Origin of the sequence: Salinimicrobium sediminilitoris (assembly GCF_020866905.1) — a bacterium.
Lineage (GTDB): Bacteria > Bacteroidota > Bacteroidia > Flavobacteriales > Flavobacteriaceae > Salinimicrobium > Salinimicrobium sediminilitoris.
Window position 1 is genome coordinate 460,103 of the sequence record NZ_JAIVCC010000005.1, and the last position, 17,767, is coordinate 477,869.

14 protein-coding genes are annotated in these 17,767 nt (G+C 42.2%); 6 read left to right on the top strand and 8 right to left on the bottom strand.

Annotation, left to right across the window (positions count from 1 at the left end; all coding sequences use genetic code 11):
* Positions 1-43: 43 nt before the first annotated feature.
* Entirely contained in the window at positions 44-910 is an 867-nt protein-coding gene (locus LA313_RS07195; RefSeq protein WP_228914000.1) for a glycoside hydrolase family 16 protein, read from the top strand.
* A 158-nt stretch (positions 911-1,068) separates the two neighbouring features.
* Here LA313_RS07195 and LA313_RS07200 read toward each other — a convergent pair whose 3' ends face one another.
* Positions 1,069-1,518 (bottom strand): nucleoside deaminase, encoded by a 450-nt coding sequence (locus LA313_RS07200; RefSeq protein ID WP_228914001.1) that lies wholly within the window; start codon positions 1,516-1,518, stop codon positions 1,069-1,071.
* Between the two features lie 38 nt (positions 1,519-1,556).
* Here LA313_RS07200 and dxs point away from each other — a divergent pair, with 38 nt between their 5' ends.
* Together dxs and LA313_RS07210 are read left to right on the top strand one after the other, a co-directional pair.
* Positions 1,557-3,338 carry a 1-deoxy-D-xylulose-5-phosphate synthase gene (gene dxs / locus LA313_RS07205; protein WP_228914002.1) on the top strand — a complete coding sequence of 594 codons (1,782 nt, stop codon included), beginning with the start codon at positions 1,557-1,559 and terminating at the stop codon, positions 3,336-3,338.
* A gap of 10 nt (positions 3,339-3,348) precedes the next feature.
* Positions 3,349-4,425, top strand: coding sequence for a DUF3078 domain-containing protein (locus tag LA313_RS07210; protein ID WP_228914003.1), 1,077 nt, complete (start codon positions 3,349-3,351; stop codon positions 4,423-4,425).
* Here the strand turns inward: LA313_RS07210 and LA313_RS07215 are convergent.
* The 7 genes from LA313_RS07215 to LA313_RS07245 all read right to left on the bottom strand — a co-directional run bounded on the left by LA313_RS07215 (position 4,422) and on the right by LA313_RS07245 (position 16,277).
* Positions 4,422-7,256 carry a T9SS type A sorting domain-containing protein gene (locus tag LA313_RS07215; RefSeq protein ID WP_228914004.1) on the bottom strand — a complete coding sequence of 945 codons (2,835 nt, stop codon included), beginning with the start codon at positions 7,254-7,256 and terminating at the stop codon, positions 4,422-4,424. The two genes, LA313_RS07210 and LA313_RS07215, sit on opposite strands and share 4 nt — an antisense overlap.
* 52 nt (positions 7,257-7,308) lie before the next feature.
* The gene (locus LA313_RS07220; protein ID WP_228914453.1) at positions 7,309-8,649 is read right to left on the bottom strand and encodes a deoxyguanosinetriphosphate triphosphohydrolase; all 1,341 of its coding nucleotides are present in this window, start codon (positions 8,647-8,649) and stop codon (positions 7,309-7,311) included.
* A gap of 754 nt (positions 8,650-9,403) precedes the next feature.
* Complete coding sequence (locus tag LA313_RS07225) at positions 9,404-11,821, bottom strand: ribonucleoside-diphosphate reductase subunit alpha (RefSeq protein ID WP_228914005.1); 2,418 nt, start codon at positions 11,819-11,821, stop codon at positions 9,404-9,406.
* A 109-nt stretch (positions 11,822-11,930) separates the two neighbouring features.
* Positions 11,931-12,908, bottom strand: coding sequence for a ribonucleotide-diphosphate reductase subunit beta (locus tag LA313_RS07230; protein ID WP_228914006.1), 978 nt, complete (start codon positions 12,906-12,908; stop codon positions 11,931-11,933).
* Between the two features lie 254 nt (positions 12,909-13,162).
* On the bottom strand, positions 13,163-14,251 hold the full coding sequence (locus LA313_RS07235) for a Gfo/Idh/MocA family protein (protein ID WP_228914007.1): 1,089 nt from the start codon (positions 14,249-14,251) through the stop codon (positions 13,163-13,165).
* A gap of 101 nt (positions 14,252-14,352) precedes the next feature.
* A complete protein-coding gene (locus tag LA313_RS07240) occupies positions 14,353-15,186 on the bottom strand; it encodes a DUF4412 domain-containing protein (RefSeq protein WP_228914008.1) in 834 nt (277 codons plus the stop codon).
* A gap of 512 nt (positions 15,187-15,698) precedes the next feature.
* Positions 15,699-16,277 (bottom strand): DUF3109 family protein, encoded by a 579-nt coding sequence (locus tag LA313_RS07245; protein ID WP_228914009.1) that lies wholly within the window; start codon positions 16,275-16,277, stop codon positions 15,699-15,701.
* Positions 16,278-16,390: 113 nt separating this feature from the next.
* Between LA313_RS07245 and LA313_RS07250 the strand changes: the two genes are divergently transcribed.
* From LA313_RS07250 to LA313_RS07260, 3 genes are read left to right on the top strand one after another with little or no spacing between them, the layout of a single operon-like run.
* Entirely contained in the window at positions 16,391-16,966 is a 576-nt protein-coding gene (locus LA313_RS07250; RefSeq protein WP_228914010.1) for a MarC family protein, read from the top strand.
* The gene (locus tag LA313_RS07255) at positions 16,963-17,160 is read left to right on the top strand and encodes a hypothetical protein (RefSeq protein WP_228914011.1); all 198 of its coding nucleotides are present in this window, start codon (positions 16,963-16,965) and stop codon (positions 17,158-17,160) included. The genes LA313_RS07250 and LA313_RS07255 overlap by 4 nt, the downstream gene beginning before the upstream one ends.
* Positions 17,150-17,767, top strand: a complete 618-nt coding sequence (locus LA313_RS07260) for an FAD-dependent oxidoreductase (RefSeq protein ID WP_228914012.1) — start codon at positions 17,150-17,152, stop codon at positions 17,765-17,767. The genes LA313_RS07255 and LA313_RS07260 overlap by 11 nt, the downstream gene beginning before the upstream one ends.

A 17,767-nucleotide genomic window follows, 5' to 3' on the forward strand; every position in this document is an offset into this window, starting at 1 on the left:
ATTTTTGGGACTCTTCTTTTTGATATCAAAAAAATTGATGAACATGAAAAAATTAATTAGGAATATATTTTTGGGGCTTTTATTTCCTGCGGCCGGTGGTGCTTTTGCACAGGATCTTCCTGTAAAGACAGAAACAGATACTATCTTTTTTGAAGATTTCTCCGGAAGTTCCCTCGATCGTGAGAAATGGAATGTCATGGGGACCGACTTTTGGGTGAATAACGAGCAGCAGATCTATGTGGATACTTCTGCAACAGTTTATACCGTAAGTGGTGCCGACGCCAAGGGAGTTGAAAATGCACTTGTTCTTAAAGCGCATTACAGCCCCAATTACATAAATTATAAGGGGAACGATTTCGATTTTATCTCCGGAAGGATCAATACCAGGGATAAAGTGATGTTTACCTACGGGACTGCAGCTGCCAGAATGAAATTACCCGAAGGCGCCGGCTATTGGCCAGCTTTCTGGGCACTTGGTGGCGGTGACTGGCCTGCAACAGGTGAAATAGATATCATGGAATATGTGGGAGAAACAGACTGGATCGGGGTTGCCCTACACGGCCCCGGTTATTCCGGAGAGACTCCGCTAGTCAACAAATATTTCTTTCCGGAAGGGGAAGATGTGACCGATTGGCATGTATATTCGGTAGACTGGACTCCTGAAGGCTTTGACTTCAAAGTTGACGGCAGGTTAATTTATCGCGTCACAAAACCTATGGTGGAGAACTATGGGAAATGGGCTTTTGATAATCCTAAATTCCTTATTCTGAACCTTGCACTGGGTGGGGCATATCCGTACAAGACTAATGGTGTGGAAGAACCTTATAACGGACTTCCCGCTTCAACGGTAGAACTTATCAAAGAAGGAAAAGCAGAAGTACTGGTAGACTGGGTGTTGATAACCCAATAAAAGAATAGAGTTAGCCGAAAATCCTCTCCAAAAATGTCATTTTTGGAGAGGATTTTTTTATAGAAGGTTTCAACCCATTCAGGGTTCCAAACCCTGAAAGGGTTTATTCAACTAAGTCTTGGCTCTTGATTCTTGCAGCGAAGCGGTCTTAGGTCTTTTTAATTCAGATTCCTCCTTTCAATAAAGAAACGCTTCAAAAGTTCTGAAGCTTCCTCCTCTAAAATGCCATTTTTAACCTTCGTCTTTGGGTGCAGTTTTCCTCCCATTTTTCTGTAGCCCCGTTCTGGATCTGAGGCTGCAAAAACCAGGTTGGAGATCTGGCTCCAGTACAGCGCCCCGGCGCACATTTGGCATGGTTCCAAAGTAACATACATGGTGCAGTCGATGAGGTATTTTCCGCCAAGGAAATTTGCGGCAGAGGTAATAGCCTGCATTTCGGCATGAGCGGTTACATCATTAAGAAGTTCTGTAAGGTTATGGCCGCGGGCGATGATCTGTTGATTTGCCACGATCACCACACCTACAGGAATTTCCCCTTTTTCATAGGCTTGCTGCGCCTCCTCTAAAGCCTTCCGCATAAAATAGCTGTAGTCAAAAACTAATTGCATATTCAAAAATACAATTTCAAAATGTACCTTTGCACAACATGTCAAAAACTCTTCTCGATACTATTAATTCTCCTGCAGATCTGCGGAAAATTGCCCCCGAAAAGCTTCAGCAGCTGGCGGCAGAATTACGGAAATTTATTATTGAAATAGTAGCCACCAAAGAAGGTCATCTTGGGGCCAGTCTTGGGGTTGTGGAATTAACTATTGCCCTTCATTATGTTTTCAATACACCGGAAGATCTGTTGGTGTGGGATGTGGGGCATCAGGCTTACGGGCACAAGATCCTTACCGGAAGAAGAGATTCTTTTCACACGAACAGACAGCTGGACGGTATTAGTGGATTTCCCAAAAGAAGCGAAAGCGAATATGACACTTTTGGAGTGGGACATTCTTCAACTTCCATTTCGGCTGCACTTGGAATGGCTTTGGCTTCCAGTTTAAAAGGAGATTTTAAAAAACAACATATAGCAGTTATAGGAGATGCTTCCATCGCGAGCGGGATGGCTTTTGAAGGTTTAAATCATGCCGGAGTGACCAATGCAAATCTGCTGATTATCTTAAACGATAATGCAATAGGTATTGATCCGAGCGTTGGGGCTTTAAAAAATTATCTTACTAAAGCCAGGGTTGGATATAAGCCGAAGCAGAGTAACATTATTGAAGCTCTCAATTTCCAATATTTCGGTCCCGTAGATGGTCACGATCTGGAGAGTCTTACGAGTACCCTGGAGATGCTTAAAGAAATTGAAGGTCCAAAGTTCCTTCATGTGATCACCAGGAAAGGAAAAGGCCTTAAAAAGGCGGAAGAAGACCAGGTGAAGTATCATGCGCCGGGGAAATTCCTTCCCGATACCGGGGAATTGCTTCCCTATGAAACAAATGGGTTGCCGCTCAAATTTCAGGATGTTTTTGGGTTTACCCTGGTGGAGTTGGCAGAAAAGAATGAGAAAATTATAGGGATCACCCCTGCCATGCCAACGGGAAGTTCCCTTAAATACATGATGCAGGCTTTTCCCGACAGGGCCTTTGATGTGGGTATAGCCGAGCAGCATGCAGTAACGCTTGCAGCGGGAATGGCCACGCAAGGATTTACCGTTTTTTGCGCCATTTATTCCACATTTTTGCAAAGAGCTTATGACCAGGTGATCCACGATGTGGCACTTCAGGATTTGCCGGTGATCTTTTGTCTTGACAGAGCCGGATTGGTAGGAGAAGATGGGGCGACACATCACGGTGCTTTTGACATAGCTTATTTAAGAGCTATCCCCAATATGATGATCTTCGCACCCTTTGATGAGGTGGAACTCCGAAATATGCTTTACACAGCTCAAAATCAAAAATTTGCTCATCCACTGGCAATTCGCTACCCGAGAGGAAGAGGTTTTGTAGAAGACTGGGAGATGCCATTCGAAGAAATCCCTTTTGGAAAAGGCAGGAAGTTAAAAGAAGGTAGTTCTATTGCCGTTCTCAGCTTTGGTACATTGGGAAAGAATGTAGAGAAAGCAATTCAGAGTCTGGAAAACCCGGCAGAAATAGGGCATTACGATATGCGCTTTGTAAAACCTCTGGACGAAGAGCTTTTACATGAGATCTTTTCCAACTATGGCAACATAGTTACTGTTGAAGATGGGGTAATAAAAGGCGGTGCAGGTTCGGCTATAATGGAATTTGCGCAGGCCAATAAATATTACCTACCAATCACAGCCTTAGGACTGCCCGATCAATTTATAGACCATGGAAATGTGGATGAATTGCAAGAAATAGCAAAAATTGACGTTGAGAGTATTAGAGAATGTCTTTACCGCCTACTTAAAAAATAGAAATTGCCTAATGCATAAGTTCCTCCTTTGCCTCCTTTTCCTTTTTACAACCACTTTTAGCTTCGGAAGGGGGATAATTGATACCACAAAAGTTAATATCACAGTAGTTGATACCACAGCAGTTGATACAACAAAAGTTAATACCACAAAAGTTGATACTACAGTAGTTGATACAACCGTAGTTGATACCACAGTGGCTGATACTACCAAGGTTGTAAACGAAAAGATCAATTATTGGGAGAAAACGAACAAGGTAGGGATCAACCTTAGTGAAGTGGCCTTTATCAACTGGAATTCGGGTGGAAATAATTCCTTTTCTGCATTAATGCATGGGCTTGTGGGAAGGAAATACAAGAAAGAACTTTTGAACTGGAATTCAACACTCGTAATTAAATACGGATTCAATGCGCAGGAAGGAAGGGAGCTCCGGAAGACCGAGGATAACCTGGAGATCAATTCAAACTTTGGGTATCGCCGCGATTCAATTTCCAACTGGTATTATTCGGCTAAATTTAACTTCACCACCCAGCTCACATATGGATACCGTTACCCGAATACCGAAGCACCCATTTCGAAATTCATGGCTCCGGGTTATGCTTTTTTGGGGGTTGGAACCGAATATTCTTCTCCAACAGAAGATCTCACCGTTTACATTTCCCCGGTCACCCAAAAATCTACTTTTGTGCTGGATCAACGTCTGGCCAATGAAGGGATGTTTGGGGTAACCCCTGCCATTAAAGACGAGGAGGGGAATGTTATAAAAGATGGGGAAAGGGTGAGAACCCAGCTAGGTTTCCTTGTGAGTAGCGAATTTTCGAAGAAGATCTTTGAAAATATTGCGCTCCAAAATAATTTAAGGTTGTATTCTGATTATCTCAATAAATTCGGAAATATTGATATCGACTGGGAGCTTAATCTTGACCTGCAGGTAAATGATTATGTAAAAGCAAATGTCGGGTCTCATTTAAAATACGACGACGATGTTAAGTTTAAGCAGGATCTGGATGGAGATGGGGAACTGGAAACGGGAGGACCTAAGGTACAATTCAAACAACTTCTTGGGGTAGGAGTGGTCTACTCCTTTTAATCCTCAAGATCTATTGCTTTTATAACTTTTTGAATGTTGGTAGTTCCTGCTCCTGTCATCTTAAAAATGTAAAGTCCCCGGGCTGCTGAAGTAAGATCTAATTCCACGGGTTGATTTGCCTCCAAGGGAGTCGTGACAACCTGTACAAGCCTCCCCTGGAGGTTGTAAACGAATACTTCAGCGTTTTGAACATTCTCGCCTGAAATGATCTTATAAGTTCCTGCTGAAATGGTGGGGTAAACCTGAATTTTGTTTTCCCTTACCACGACTTCCCCCCGTTCTTCTGCTTCCTCTATGGCAGTTTTGAACTGACCTGAGAAAATTCCGCGGCCATAAGAGGCAGCATAAGCCTCATTTTTACCTTTTTTGAGATCCAGATCTGTAACCTTCACGTCACTCATTCCATTATATGACTGTGTCCAAACCGGTTGACTGCTATTAAAATTCTCAGTAGCCCAAATACCCAGCTCTGTTCCAATGATCACTTCATCTTCATTTAGTGGGTTGGGCAGGATGGAGAGCACCGGTAAGTCGGGAAGATTCCCTTCCTTATTTTCCCAGGTAGGACTGGCGGCATTGGCATTGGCAGTGTACCAGATACTCTTTACTCCGTAGTTGTAAAATGTAACATATAATTGATCTTCAGTTTCTCCATATTCAACATCAGAAATACTTCCAACAAATTGTGGTCCTGTGATCTCTTTCCAGGTCGCATTTGAAGGATCGCCATGGGCGTTTTCAACTTTAAGTAGTTTTGAGTTAATAAGTCCCAGAAGCACTGTGCTGCTCTGGGTTGAAAAAGGTGAAACTGTGATGGCGCTAATGGAGGTGTCTAAAAGTGGATTTTTAAGAGAGCTTCTGGGTGCAATGGGAGAATCCCGTTCAATTCCATTATCTCCTAAAGTTTCAATTTTAGTGAGATCTTCGTACCTGTAAAGAACCCCTTCAGGTCCATTCGAATAAAGAATATCCAGGTTGGAATCCAAAGCCTGCGGATTTATAAAAAATCCATCTCTATCTTCATTATTTGCTATTAGAGAATATCCTTCTTTTTCATAATTGTAAAGGACAATAAGATCATTGTAGATCAAATTTGCAATAAAATATTCTGTATTTACCTGATCATAGAAGGAATGTGCTCCATCTCCTCCAAGAATGCCCAGGGAAGCAGGATTTCCATTTTCGAGCAATAAACTTCCGTTATCCTGGGTGCCTCCAAGGAAATAATCCCCGCTTGCAAATGAAGCCGGAGCTACAGCAACAGAGTAGAACTGCGTGGTAATATAATTCACCTCGGGCGTAATGAATACTTTAGAAGTACTTGCCGATGCAAGGTCACGTGCGAAGGAAACGCCGCCGTCATGTCCAAAAATTGCCTGGTTGGTATTGTTCGGTCTAAACTTCATCACGTGATGATCTGCATGGACTTCAGAAACCGGAAGTTCGTCCAGGTTATCATTGTCTGCCCATTTTGAAATTTGCTCCCAGGAATCGCCGCTGTTGGAGGATCTAAAAAGGTCTATTCCTCCTACATAGACGATTTCGTCGTTTGTGGGGTCAGACTCTATCATGAGATTGTAAAAGGCCTGTCCTCTTGCAAAATCATAGGGAGGAATGTCAAGATCGGCGTCGTTTGGTTCATTGAGCCGGGAGATAGTTTGAAAGGCATCTGTAGTGATCCAAAGGGATGCTTCTTCCATTCGATCTTCAGCAAGAATATAGAATTTTCCAGGATCTGTGGCAGAAGCTTCTATCTCTGTGCGGTAAACTTCGGGTATGGTGGTTATCTCAGACCAGGTTGTACTTGTTCCCTGTTCACGCATAAAAATTTTTCCGCCGAAAGAATTTTCCTCTCCCGGGGAATAAGTTGTAGATGCCCAGATATTTCCGTTAGCATCTGTTTCAAAATCATTGAAAGATTCCTCTTCAACAACTTTGTTCCAGGAAGATCCACCGTCTTTACTTCCGTAGAGACCTCGTTCAAAAAATCCCAATAAATTCTGCGGATTTTGGGCGTTGGCATAGAGGTGTGTGGAAACCCCTATAAAGATCTCGGTGCTGCTGCCATTATCCCAGGCCTCAATGTCATTGATGTAATAAACTCCTCCAATTGCCCTAATATTTGTTCCTCCTCCCGAATTTGAGAATTCCTCAACGTCCAGTACTTTATTCCAGGTTTTGCCGCCATCTGTAGTTTTATAGACTCCGGTACCTACCACATCTCCCCCTGTGTATTGCTCCCCGGTACCGGCATACCAAATATTTGAATCTCTTGGGTCAACCGTAAGACAGGAAACATTTAAATTGGCCGGTAAACCTTCTACCTGTTTCCAGGCCGAGGATTCACTGGTGATATTATTATTTACCCAAAGACCTCCACTTATAGCACCGGCAAATACTTTATTGCCCGAGGGATCATTAGGGTCAAATAGCAATACCCTGGTGCGGCCTCCCACATTATTAGGCCCTCTGGAAACCCATGGATGTTCATCACTGTCCCCGGGAGATTTGCTAAAATTCTTGTTTTGTCTTTTCCTTAGAAGTTGTTCGTGAAGTTCCCTGACCTTATAGGGTTCAGGGTATCCCAGGGCAGGATTCATGGTGAGATAAGCCATTTCCTCATAATATTTTTTTGGAGGAAGAGCTCTTTTAATTCTTTCAAGGCGGGAAAATCCCTTGTCTTTGTCGGGCTTATTTTGCTTCAGAAATCCAGAATGTTTCTCCCTGATTTCAGAAATATTATTTGTGGAGATATCTTCCGGGATAAGGTACAGGCCAAAAACTACGGCAAACAACAGAACCGGAAGTATAAAATTTATACGTTTATTCATATAGGGATAACTAGCTAACTTCCGAGGAAATCGATTCTGCAAAATACAAAAATTAAATTTTCAAGCCTTTAAACTTTTTAAATGAGGCAACAATATTGCTGTCGGTTAAAGAGGAAATATAGCTACATGTCTTAATTAGCTTGTCATATACCGGTAAATCTTCAAAGTGACCCGCTTCGGGAATTAGTTTAAGCACCAGTTTGTTGTAATTGGTTTGTTCCCCATTCACTGGAAGTAAGGCATCTGTATAAGTGTCGAGAAGGTGAGACAGCATTTGGTAACCGGCAATTTCCTTACTTATCACCTCTTCACTCTGGTAGATCTTATCAATACTTATTTTGATGATATCGGTTATTTGCGCTTCATATTTGCTCCTGTCAAATAATGCCTCATGGAATTCCCCTTTTAAGATGGCTTCTTCATATTGCATAAAGATCTCCACGGCTTCTGTAAGAAGAGTATTAATTGCTAAAGCCCTTAGATAACTAAGCCTGTCTGCCCGGGTTTGCAGATTGTGGTATTTCTCGGTAATTATTGAATCTTTTACCAGATTGATCAAATATTCCAGCGCATATTCCTCCTGAATAAGCCCCAAATTGATCCCGTCTTCAAAATCTATGATGGTATAGCAAATATCATCGGCTGCTTCCACAAGAAAGGCGAGGGGATGCCTGCAGTAACTAATATTCTTTCCCCTACTCGTGGAAATAAGTCCCAGTTCCTGTGCTACCTCTTCAAAAAAGGCTTTTTCTGACTGAAATATTCCAAACTTCTTATCGGCTATTCGCGAAGTGGGTTTATGCGGAAGGGATTCCTTGGGGTATTTTATAAAAGCTCCTAAAGTAGCATATGAAAGCCTTATGCCGCCGGGAATGCCGGGGCGATCTTCTGTGAGGATTTTAAAACCATTGGCATTACCTTCAAATTTCGTTAGATCCTGAAATTCTTCAGGTGTAAGCATTTCCTGAAACCTTTTTCCATTGCCATTGCTGAAGTATTCGCCAATAGCCTTTTCACCCGAATGCCCAAACGGCGGATTCCCAATATCATGTGCCAAAGCAGCAGCGGCTACAATTGCGCCAAAATCATTCATCTGGTAGCCATGGGTCTTTTCCAGCTGCGGATGCTTCTCCAGGATCTTTTGCCCGGCAAGCCGACCTAAAGAACGCCCTACTACAGAAACTTCCAAACTATGCGTGAGGCGGGTGTGAACAAAGTCTGTCTTTGAAAGCGGAATCACCTGCGTTTTATCCTGCAAACTCCTAAAAGCTGAAGAAAAAATGATACGATCATAATCCACTTCAAAACCTAACCGGGTCGCATTTTGTTCTTTTCGTAATCTTTTATTCGTGTCTCCTGCTTTTCTCAGCGAAAGCAGCTGCTCCCAGTTCATCATTTGGTATATTTTTTCAGTAAAGCTTCAAAAATAAACAATGAGCAATAAACAATAATCAATTAACAGGTAATAAAAAAGAAAGCATCAAATTCCAGGCACCAAATTCCAATTTGGCGATTAAAAAGGAAGTGATAACGATTGTCATTTCGACAGAGCAACTGCTTTTGGGAAAAAGGACATACGACGAGAAATCTGTCATTGGAGAACAGTCTTGAGGTTTTCCGGAGAAGTAATTTTATAAACTTTGGTAAATCTACTTTCAATCTTGAACTGTAAAAATGAAGTGAAAACGATTGTCATTTCGACAGAGCGTCTGCTTTTGCGAAAAAGGAGATGCGACGAGAAATCTTTTTGAAAGATTTACCAAAGTCCCTTTCATCAATACTTGGTGAACGATTAGCTTATTTGTGAAGATGGTTTAAAACTTCGGTAAATCTGAAGCGTGCAACATGCAACCTGGAACAGAAGAACCCGCAACTCCTAAAGTTAATATCCAAATTGTCATTTCGACAGAGCAACTGCTTTTGCGAAAAAGGAGATGCGATGAGAAATCTTTTCATTGGAGAACAGTCTAAAGGTTTTCCGTAGAAGTAATTTCATAAACTTTGGTAAATCTACTTTCAATCTTGCACAAGATTTACCAAAGTCCATTTCATCAATATTTGGTGAACGATTAGCTTCTTTGGGAAGATGATTTAAAACTTTGGCAAATCTGTCTCACGTCTCAGATCTCATATCTAATATCTCACTTCTACGACCCGCACATCAAACAATCATCTCCTTCTGCTTCTTTGGAGCTGGCAATAAGGGCTCGGAGCTCTTCCGGACTCAGAGAGGTTCCCTCAGGAACCGGTATAGTCGATGGTTTTGGTGCTTCAGCAGGAATTTCTTCTTTCTTTTCCTCTTTTGCCAGGGTAAATTTGATGGCGTCAACCGCACTTTTGGTACGCAGGTAGTACATCCCGGTTTTTAGTCCGCTTTTCCAGGCGTAGAAGTGCATGGAGGTGAGTTTGCCGTAATTCGCATTTTCCATGAACAGGTTGAGCGATTGGGATTGATCAATAAAATAGCCGCGGTGACGGGACATATCAATTATGTCCTTCATACTTAGCTCCCAAACAGTTTTGTAGAGCTCTTTAAGATCATCTGGAATTACGTCTATATTCTGCACAGAACCATTGGATCGTAAAATGGCATTTTTGACATTCTCTGTCCAAAGGTTTCTTTCTACTAGGTCTTCCAGTAAATGCTTGTTCACCACAATAAATTCGCCTGAAAGTACGCGACGGGTGTAAATATTTGAAGTGTATGGTTCAAAGGCTTCATTGTTTCCAAGGATCTGTGAAGTGGAAGCAGTGGGCATAGGCGCCACTAAAAGGGAGTTGCGAACGCCATTTTTGAGCACCTGTTTTCGCAGTTTTGCCCAATCCCATCTTCCGCTAAGGTCTTCATCATTGATCCCCCACAAATTGAACTGGAACTGACCTTTGCTCATTGGTGAACCTTCATAGCTTGAATAAGCTCCTTCATCTTTGGCCATTTCCATAGATGCAGTAACTGCAGCAAAATATAGCGTTTCAAAGATCTCCTGATTCAGCTTTTTTGCTGCGTCACTGGTAAATGGAAGTCTTAGTTTGATAAAAGTATCAGCCAGCCCCTGGACTCCAAGCCCCACAGGGCGGTGCCTGAAATTGGAGTTTTCGGCTTCCTTCACGGGATAGAAATTTCGGTCGATCACCTTGTTGAGGTTGCGGGTAACTCTTTTAGTGATCCTGAACAGCTCCTTGTGATCGAATTCATTCCCTTTGATAAACATGGGCAATGCGATAGAAGCCAGATTACACACTGCAACTTCATCTTCACTGGTATATTCCAGGATCTCTGTACAGAGGTTTGAGGAACGGATGGTGCCAAGGTTCTGCTGATTTGACTTCCGGTTGGCAGAGTCCTTGTACAGCATGTAAGGCGTGCCGGTTTCGATCTGCGACTCCAGGATCTTCTCCCACAGGTCGCGCGCTTTTATTGTTTTACGACCTTTGCCTTCAGCTTCATATTTTAAATATAGTGCTTCAAATTCATCGCCGTGGATGTCATAGAGTCCGGGGCATTCGTGCGGACACATAAGTGTCCAGCTTTCATTCGCTTCCACCCGTTTCATAAAAAGATCGGGCACCCACATCGCATAGAAAAGGTCGCGGGCACGCATTTCTTCTTTTCCATGGTTCTTTTTGAGGTCCAGAAAATCAAAAATATCGGCATGCCATGGCTCTACATAAATTGCGAAAGAACCTTTACGTTTTCCGCCACCCTGGTCTACATACCGCGCCGTGTCATTGAACACCCGAAGCATGGGCACAATCCCATTGGAAGTTCCGTTGGTTCCGGAAATATAAGAACCTGTAGCTCTCACATTGTGAATAGATAAGCCAATTCCGCCGGCAGATTGTGAGATCTTGGCAGTTTGTTTCAGCGTATCATAAATGCCATCAATGCTGTCGTCTTTCATGGTGAGCAGAAAGCAGGAAGACATTTGCGGCTTTGGCGTTCCCGCGTTAAAGAGAGTAGGCGTGGCGTGGGTGAAATATTTCTTGGACATGAGCTCGTAAGTCTCAATAGCAGCCTCAATATCATCGGGATGTATCCCTATGGAAACCCTCATGAGCATGTGCTGAGGTCTTTCAGCGATCTTTCCGTTGATCTTCAGTAGATACGAACGCTCCAGGGTTTTAAAGCCGAAATAGTCGTACTGGAAATCCCGGTTGTAGATGATCGTGGAATCCAGGAGCTCCTTATTCTGCTGAATCACCTCATAAACATCATCGGCCAAAAGGGGGGCTTTCTGACCGGTGCGGGGGTTTACATACTCATAAAGATCTGTCATCACCTCCGAAAATGTTTTTTTGGTGTTCTTATGCAGGTTAGAAACCGAAATCTTGGCGGCAAGTTTAGCATAGTCCGGGTGAGAAGTGGTCATGGTGGCTGCGATCTCGGCAGCAAGGTTGTCCAACTCACTTGTGGTTACGCCATCATATAATCCTTCGATCACTCTCATTGCCACCTTAACAGGATCGACAAGCTCGTTTAATCCATAGCAAAGTTTTTTGATCCTTGCGGTGATCTTATCGAACATTATGGGTTCTCTGCGGCCGTCTCTTTTTTCTACGAACATAACTTGAAGATTTAAATGAGGTAATAAGAATTCCGGGGGTTCAAAAAACCCTGAAAAATTTAAAGAATAAGCCGCAATGCTGAAAAGCTACTGCGGCCTTGAAAAGTTTTTAGAAATCGGCGTCGAAGCTGATCTTATCTGCGTCTTTGTCTTTGTTCATCACTCCTGCTTTCTGATACTCGCCAACTCTTTTTTCGAAGAAATTGGTTTTTCCCTGCAGGTTGATCATATCCATAAAATCAAATGGATTTGCAGTACCGTACTCTTTCTCACATTCAAGTTCAACCAGCAATCTGTCGGCTACAAATTCCAGGTATTGAGTCATCAATTTGGAATTCATTCCAATAAGACTCGCCGGGAGAGACTCAGTGATAAATTCGCGTTCAATGTTTAGAGCATCAACAATGATCTCTCTAATCCGTTCTTTTGGCACCTTATTCACCAGGTGGTTGTTGTGCAGGTGCACGGCAAAGTCGCAGTGAACCCCTTCATCTCTTGAGATCAACTCATTTGAAAAAGTAAGGCCGGGCATTAATCCGCGCTTCTTAAGCCAGAAGATGGAACAAAATGCGCCCGAAAAGAAGATCCCTTCTACAGCTGCAAAAGCGATAAGCCTTTCAGCAAAAGAATCAGATTCTATCCACTTCAGGGCCCAATTGGCTTTTTTCTGAATGGCTGGAAATACTTCAATAGCTTTAAAAAGCTGATTTTTTTCCTTCTCATCCTTGACGTAGGTATCGATGAGCAGGGAGTAGGTTTCAGAATGGATGTTCTCCATCATGATCTGGAATCCATAAAAGAATTTAGCTTCAGAATATTGAACTTCGTTGACAAAGTTCTCTGCTAAATTCTCGTTTACGATTCCGTCTGAAGCGGCAAAAAAGGCAAGAATGTGCTTGATGAAATATCTTTCATCCGATGTTAATTTTTGGTTCCAGTCAGTAAGGTCCTGGTGCAGGTCAATTTCTTCTGCAGTCCAGAAACTTGCTTCCATTTTTTTGTACCAGTCCCAAATGTCGTGATGTTTGATTGGGAAAATCACGAACCGGTCCTTGTTCTCTTGTAAAATGGGTTCTAACTGAGCCATAATTTATTTAGTTTGGTTGGTTTTGGAAAATTGGTTATAACAAATATTGTGAATTATGTAAGAGTTTCTCCTACAGCAGCAGAAAGCTTTTCAACAAAGTTTTCAACATGACAAGTAATTTTTGTTATTGAATTTTTGTTAAACCAGGGATGCAGATAAATAAAAATGAGGAAGTTAATGCCTGTTAAAGGATTTAAGAACAGCTAATGGTAACAGGGTTTTTAACTATAAAAGAAAGGCCGAAAATGCCATTTTTAGAGGGGTTGTATTTCGAGTCTTTTCCCTCCTGCAGCAGCCGATTCGTAGATCTTTTCGAGCACAATTATATCTTTTAATCCATCTTCCCCTGGAGCGATCATTGGCCGGTCATTTAGAATGGCCAGGGCATCATCATCCATCTGTACCGCCTGTTGATTTTTGCCCATGGGTGGCAGGATTTTACCATCGCTGGTTCCTCCTTTTACCCCGCTGTAAGATTGGAAGGGCTGTAAATAATAAGAGCCATCGCGGCAGGAGATCTCCAGGTTGTTCATGTTTTCCCCGAAGCTTGTGCGGCAGTGAGCAGTAATTCCATCGGGAAACTCGAGGGTGAATTCCATAGTTTCATCAACTTCACTAAAAAGTTCGGGCCTGCTGGTCGATGACTTCGCCGAAACTGCAATGGGTTCCCTGCCCGTGGAGTAGCGGGAGGTATTTAGAGGATACACTCCCATGTCGTACATGGCGCCGCCGCCCATATCCGCTTCTGTACGCCAGCCGGGATTACTGCTGAAGAAACCTGCCTTGGCCGTTAAATTCTGAATGCTGCCATAAGGATTCGTCTCTGCCCACTTCATCATTATGCGGTTATTCTTTTCATGCTGAAGGCGATATCCTATAGCCAGTTTGACTTTATTCTTTTCGCAGGCAGCAATCATTTCCCGGCATTCTTTGGCATTCATTGCCATAGGTTTTTCGCACCATACATGTTTTCCTGCATTGGCCGCTATGATGGAGTATTTTGCGTGCATTGAATTTGGAAGTACGATGTAAATGACATTAATATTGTCATTTTTGGCAATCTCGTGCATGTTCTCATAATTGTAGACATTGGCATCGGGAATGTTGTATTTTTCCTGCCAACGCGGAATTTTTTCGGGACTGCCCGTTACGATACCGCGGAGTTCACAATACTCCGTTTGCTGCAAGGCAGGAGCAAGTTGGTGTGTGCTGTAGCCTCCAAGACCGACAAGGGCTACGCCTAACTTTTTTTTACCTCCCGCAAAAAGTATGTTGGGAATAGGTAAGCTTAGGGCGGTTAGTAATAAACCCGATTTTTTAAGGAATGTGCGACGGTTGTCCATAGTTATGGTTTGAACAACTTAAATTAAGAAATTCAGAAGAACTTTTTTAGCTATAGCAAAGAATCTCCCGAAATTCCCTGTTTAAAATGGCTAAGAAAATTTTACCTGCCTCCCATGTTCATACCTTGATAATTAGAGGTTTTTACGGAAAAGGGTTTTTTTTCAATTCCCGTGCAGGTCATGCTGACATTTTTTTCGGGATTATTTTTATCTTTCATCTCCATTGCCATCATTAATCCGGTGCCATCTTTGATCCAGTCAGCATTAAGTCCCTTCGGAACATTCTTTTGATTTTTCTGGTAAAGATCTCTAAAACTTACTCCTGCCTCTTCGGTAACATAGAATTCAAATATATTATCGGCATTTTCAGAGCGATAGCCCTGGCATTCATAGCCCAGAATGGTTTTCGTTCCAATTTCTTTAAATTCCATATCCCCATAAGGATTTTCCAGGTCCATATCCTCTTCAGAAACGTTGTTGCGGGTGGCCATTACCATCTTATTTCCATCTGAATTCATGTACATAACAGTCAGATTATTTTTGTTGTCGAGGACGGTGAACATATTTTCTGCCTGCGGGATTTTTACACCCACATAAGGTGCATTTTCTTTAATGTGATAAACCATGTCCATTTCCCCTTCGGTGGTATTCATTTTAAGGGTGTATTCCCAGTCAAAATCATAACCTTCAGGAATTTCAGACGGATCCACCATATCCATACCCATTGGGAAACTGGAATTTCCAAGCTGGTTTTCCCACATTTTGTTGAGAGACTTATCTGTTTCTTCGGCAGCTTTATTTGAAATGTTTTCTGTTGCTGCATCTTCAACTTTTTTTTCAACCTTCTTTTTAAGCTTTTTGAGAAATTGTGCTTCTGCTGGCGTGGTTCCGGTTATTAATAAAATGGCAAGAACTAAATAAATAAGATTTTTCATAACTGTAGAGTTTTGAGATTTGAGCCTTTGTGAAACAAAGAGGCTAAACTTTTTTCAGAAATGGGGGATTCCTGCTTTAGGGGAAGATAGTAGCAGAAATGTAGCATAAAGTTAAGAAAAATTTAATTAAAATCAGCGATCAACCTTTTGATTGTCAGGTGTATGAATGTTGTTAAGGAAAATGCCCGCTAGTATTGTACAATTAAGGGAATAGGCATCATTTAAAAAGGCGGCGAACTCTACTGTAAAGACTTTGAACAGGTAATTTCTTTATCGATGAGAGGAGTGATAATGTAACTTTTGTCCATCCTCATGATGTTCAGACCACCAAGAGATGTTTTTCAGCATTTCCGCTCACGGGGTTCCCATCGGGAGGGAAATACCTCATTTTCTTTCCGGCTTAGATCATGCTCAAAAAAGATCTCGTTCCAGGTTTTTTCTGGGAGGGAGTTGATTCCAGATTTGGGGGCGTTGTAGGCTTAAGGTAGATATGAATTTTTTTACCGGAGTGATTAAGCTTCCTGCTCCTTTAGCTTTTCGGCTACTTTTTCAAGTTCGGCATACCAGTCCTCCCCGTATTTTCTTATAAGGGCTTCCTTTACGAACTTGTATACAGGTACCTGAAGTTCTTTTCCAAGGGTGCAGGCATCGTCACAAATATACCAATGGTGGTAATTAACTGCCGAAAATTCTGAATAGTCCTGAGTTCTAACAGGATAAAGGTGACAGGAAACAGGTTTTTTCCACTTGATATCTCCCTGATTATAAGCTTCTTCAATTCCGCATAAGGCGGTGCCTTTCTGGTCAAAAGTGACATAGGCACAGTCTGCATCATTTATAAGAGGGGTTTCGTATTCCCCGTCTTTTCCAATAATGGAAGTTCCCTGTTTTTCAATTGCTTCAATTCCTTCTTTTCGAAGGTAAGGTTTTACCAGAGGGTAAATATCTTCAAGGATATGGGTTTCCGCTTCTTCCAGTGGTGCCCCGGCGTCACCCGCAATACAACAGGCTCCTTTGCAGGCAGAAAGGTTACACACAAAATCCTTTTTAAGGATCTCTTCTGAAACTATAGTTTTTCCAAGCTGAAACATTTGGCAAAGATAATTTTTTCAGGCAGTTAACTTCAGGTTTAATTCTGTTAAAATTTTAAAGTATAATCCAAGTTGTTTCATTTCAAAGTACTTTTGCAAGCTAGTTTTTCAATATGGAATTAAATTTCAGGGAAATAGCGACCGCAAGTATGATCCTCTTTGCAGTTATTGATATTATTGGTAGTATTCCAATTATTATTGATCTGCGGAAGAAGGCCGGTCATATACAAAGTGAGAAAGCTACCGTAGTTGCAGGGATCTTGATGATCGCCTTTCTTTTTGTTGGAAAGGAAATCCTGAATTTGATTGGGATTGATGTGAATTCCTTTGCAGTGGCGGGTGCCCTCATCCTGTTCTTCCTCGCATTGGAGATGATCCTGGGTATTCAGCTTTATAAAGATGATGCGCCCGAAACAGCAGCTGTTGTGCCTTTGGCATTCCCGCTTATCGCCGGTGCCGGTACCATGACTTCCATTTTATCACTCCGGGCAGAATATGCCACTACAAACATTATTGTTGCCATAATTATAAATATTATTTTTGTTTACATAGTCCTGAAATCTTCTGGAAAAATTGAAAATTTCCTCGGGAAGCAGGGGATTAACGTGATCCGGAAGATCTTTGGGGTCATTCTTTTGGCAATAGCCGTAAAACTTTTCGCTACCAATATTAAGAGCCTGTTTATATGAAAATCCTCATTTATTTTTTACTTGTACTGGCCGCAGGCCTCATTGTATATAACGCAACATTTTTAGACTTCCAAGACACCTTTTCGGGAGATAGTAAAACAGCCTTAATAGGTATACTTGCTTCGAGTATTGTTGTGGTTCTCATGGTGATTCTTCTTATGTCCAGGGCGATATCCAAGAAGAGTGGAGAATAGGGATTTTGATGCTCTTATTGTAGGTGGTGGTGCGGCAGGTCTATCCTGCGCCCTATTACTTGGGTCTGCTCTTTCCAAACCATTTTGTGCAGATAAAAGAGTAGGTATTATTGCGCATCAACGTGCGTCGCATCTTTCCAGTGCTTTACTTAATAATGTGCTGGGTGTACCTGCGGGTTCTGCGGGGAAAGATATTCTTTCTTCAGGAGTGCAGCAGCTGGAAACTCTTTATCCGGAGGTGGAGATCATTCAGAAAGAAAAGGTGCTGAAAATGACATTTTCAGAAGGTAAATTCCAAATTCTCACGAATAAGAATTCTTATACTTCTTCAATAGTAGTTTTAGCTACGGGATATGCCAAACCCTTCACTATTGATGGCCTGGAAGAATATCTCGTGCCTCATAAAAAATCAAAACCCTCAAAAGACAGGGTCCAGCTTTCAAATATGGATCACTTTGTAAAGCCGGGTCTCTATGTTGCCGGCTCCCTGGCAGGTCACAGGAGCCAGTATGCCATTGCCTGCGGAAGTGGTGCGGCAGTGGCAACAGATATTCTCACGCTTTGGAATGATGGGGAACAAACAAAGGTTCACGACAAGCTTAAGTAA

Bases quoted from the DNA above. Each gene is read 5' to 3' on its own strand.
- LA313_RS07195 (WP_228914000.1), top strand. From the start codon at position 44: ATGAAAAAATTAATTAGGAATATATTTTTGGGGCTTTTATTTCCTGCG.
- LA313_RS07220 (WP_228914453.1), bottom strand. From the start codon at position 8,649: ATGAACTGGGAGCAGCTGCTTTCGCTGAGAAAAGCAGGAGACACGAAT.
- LA313_RS07240 (WP_228914008.1), bottom strand. From the start codon at position 15,186: ATGAAAAATCTTATTTATTTAGTTCTTGCCATTTTATTAATAACCGGA.
- LA313_RS07200 (WP_228914001.1), bottom strand. From the start codon at position 1,518: ATGCAATTAGTTTTTGACTACAGCTATTTTATGCGGAAGGCTTTAGAG.
- LA313_RS07215 (WP_228914004.1), bottom strand. From the start codon at position 7,256: ATGAATAAACGTATAAATTTTATACTTCCGGTTCTGTTGTTTGCCGTA.
- LA313_RS07250 (WP_228914010.1), top strand. From the start codon at position 16,391: ATGGAATTAAATTTCAGGGAAATAGCGACCGCAAGTATGATCCTCTTT.
- LA313_RS07235 (WP_228914007.1), bottom strand. From the start codon at position 14,251: ATGGACAACCGTCGCACATTCCTTAAAAAATCGGGTTTATTACTAACC.
- LA313_RS07230 (WP_228914006.1), bottom strand. From the start codon at position 12,908: ATGGCTCAGTTAGAACCCATTTTACAAGAGAACAAGGACCGGTTCGTG.
- LA313_RS07255 (WP_228914011.1), top strand. From the start codon at position 16,963: ATGAAAATCCTCATTTATTTTTTACTTGTACTGGCCGCAGGCCTCATT.
- dxs (WP_228914002.1), top strand. From the start codon at position 1,557: ATGTCAAAAACTCTTCTCGATACTATTAATTCTCCTGCAGATCTGCGG.
- LA313_RS07225 (WP_228914005.1), bottom strand. From the start codon at position 11,821: ATGTTCGTAGAAAAAAGAGACGGCCGCAGAGAACCCATAATGTTCGAT.
- LA313_RS07245 (WP_228914009.1), bottom strand. From the start codon at position 16,277: ATGTTTCAGCTTGGAAAAACTATAGTTTCAGAAGAGATCCTTAAAAAG.
- LA313_RS07210 (WP_228914003.1), top strand. From the start codon at position 3,349: ATGCATAAGTTCCTCCTTTGCCTCCTTTTCCTTTTTACAACCACTTTT.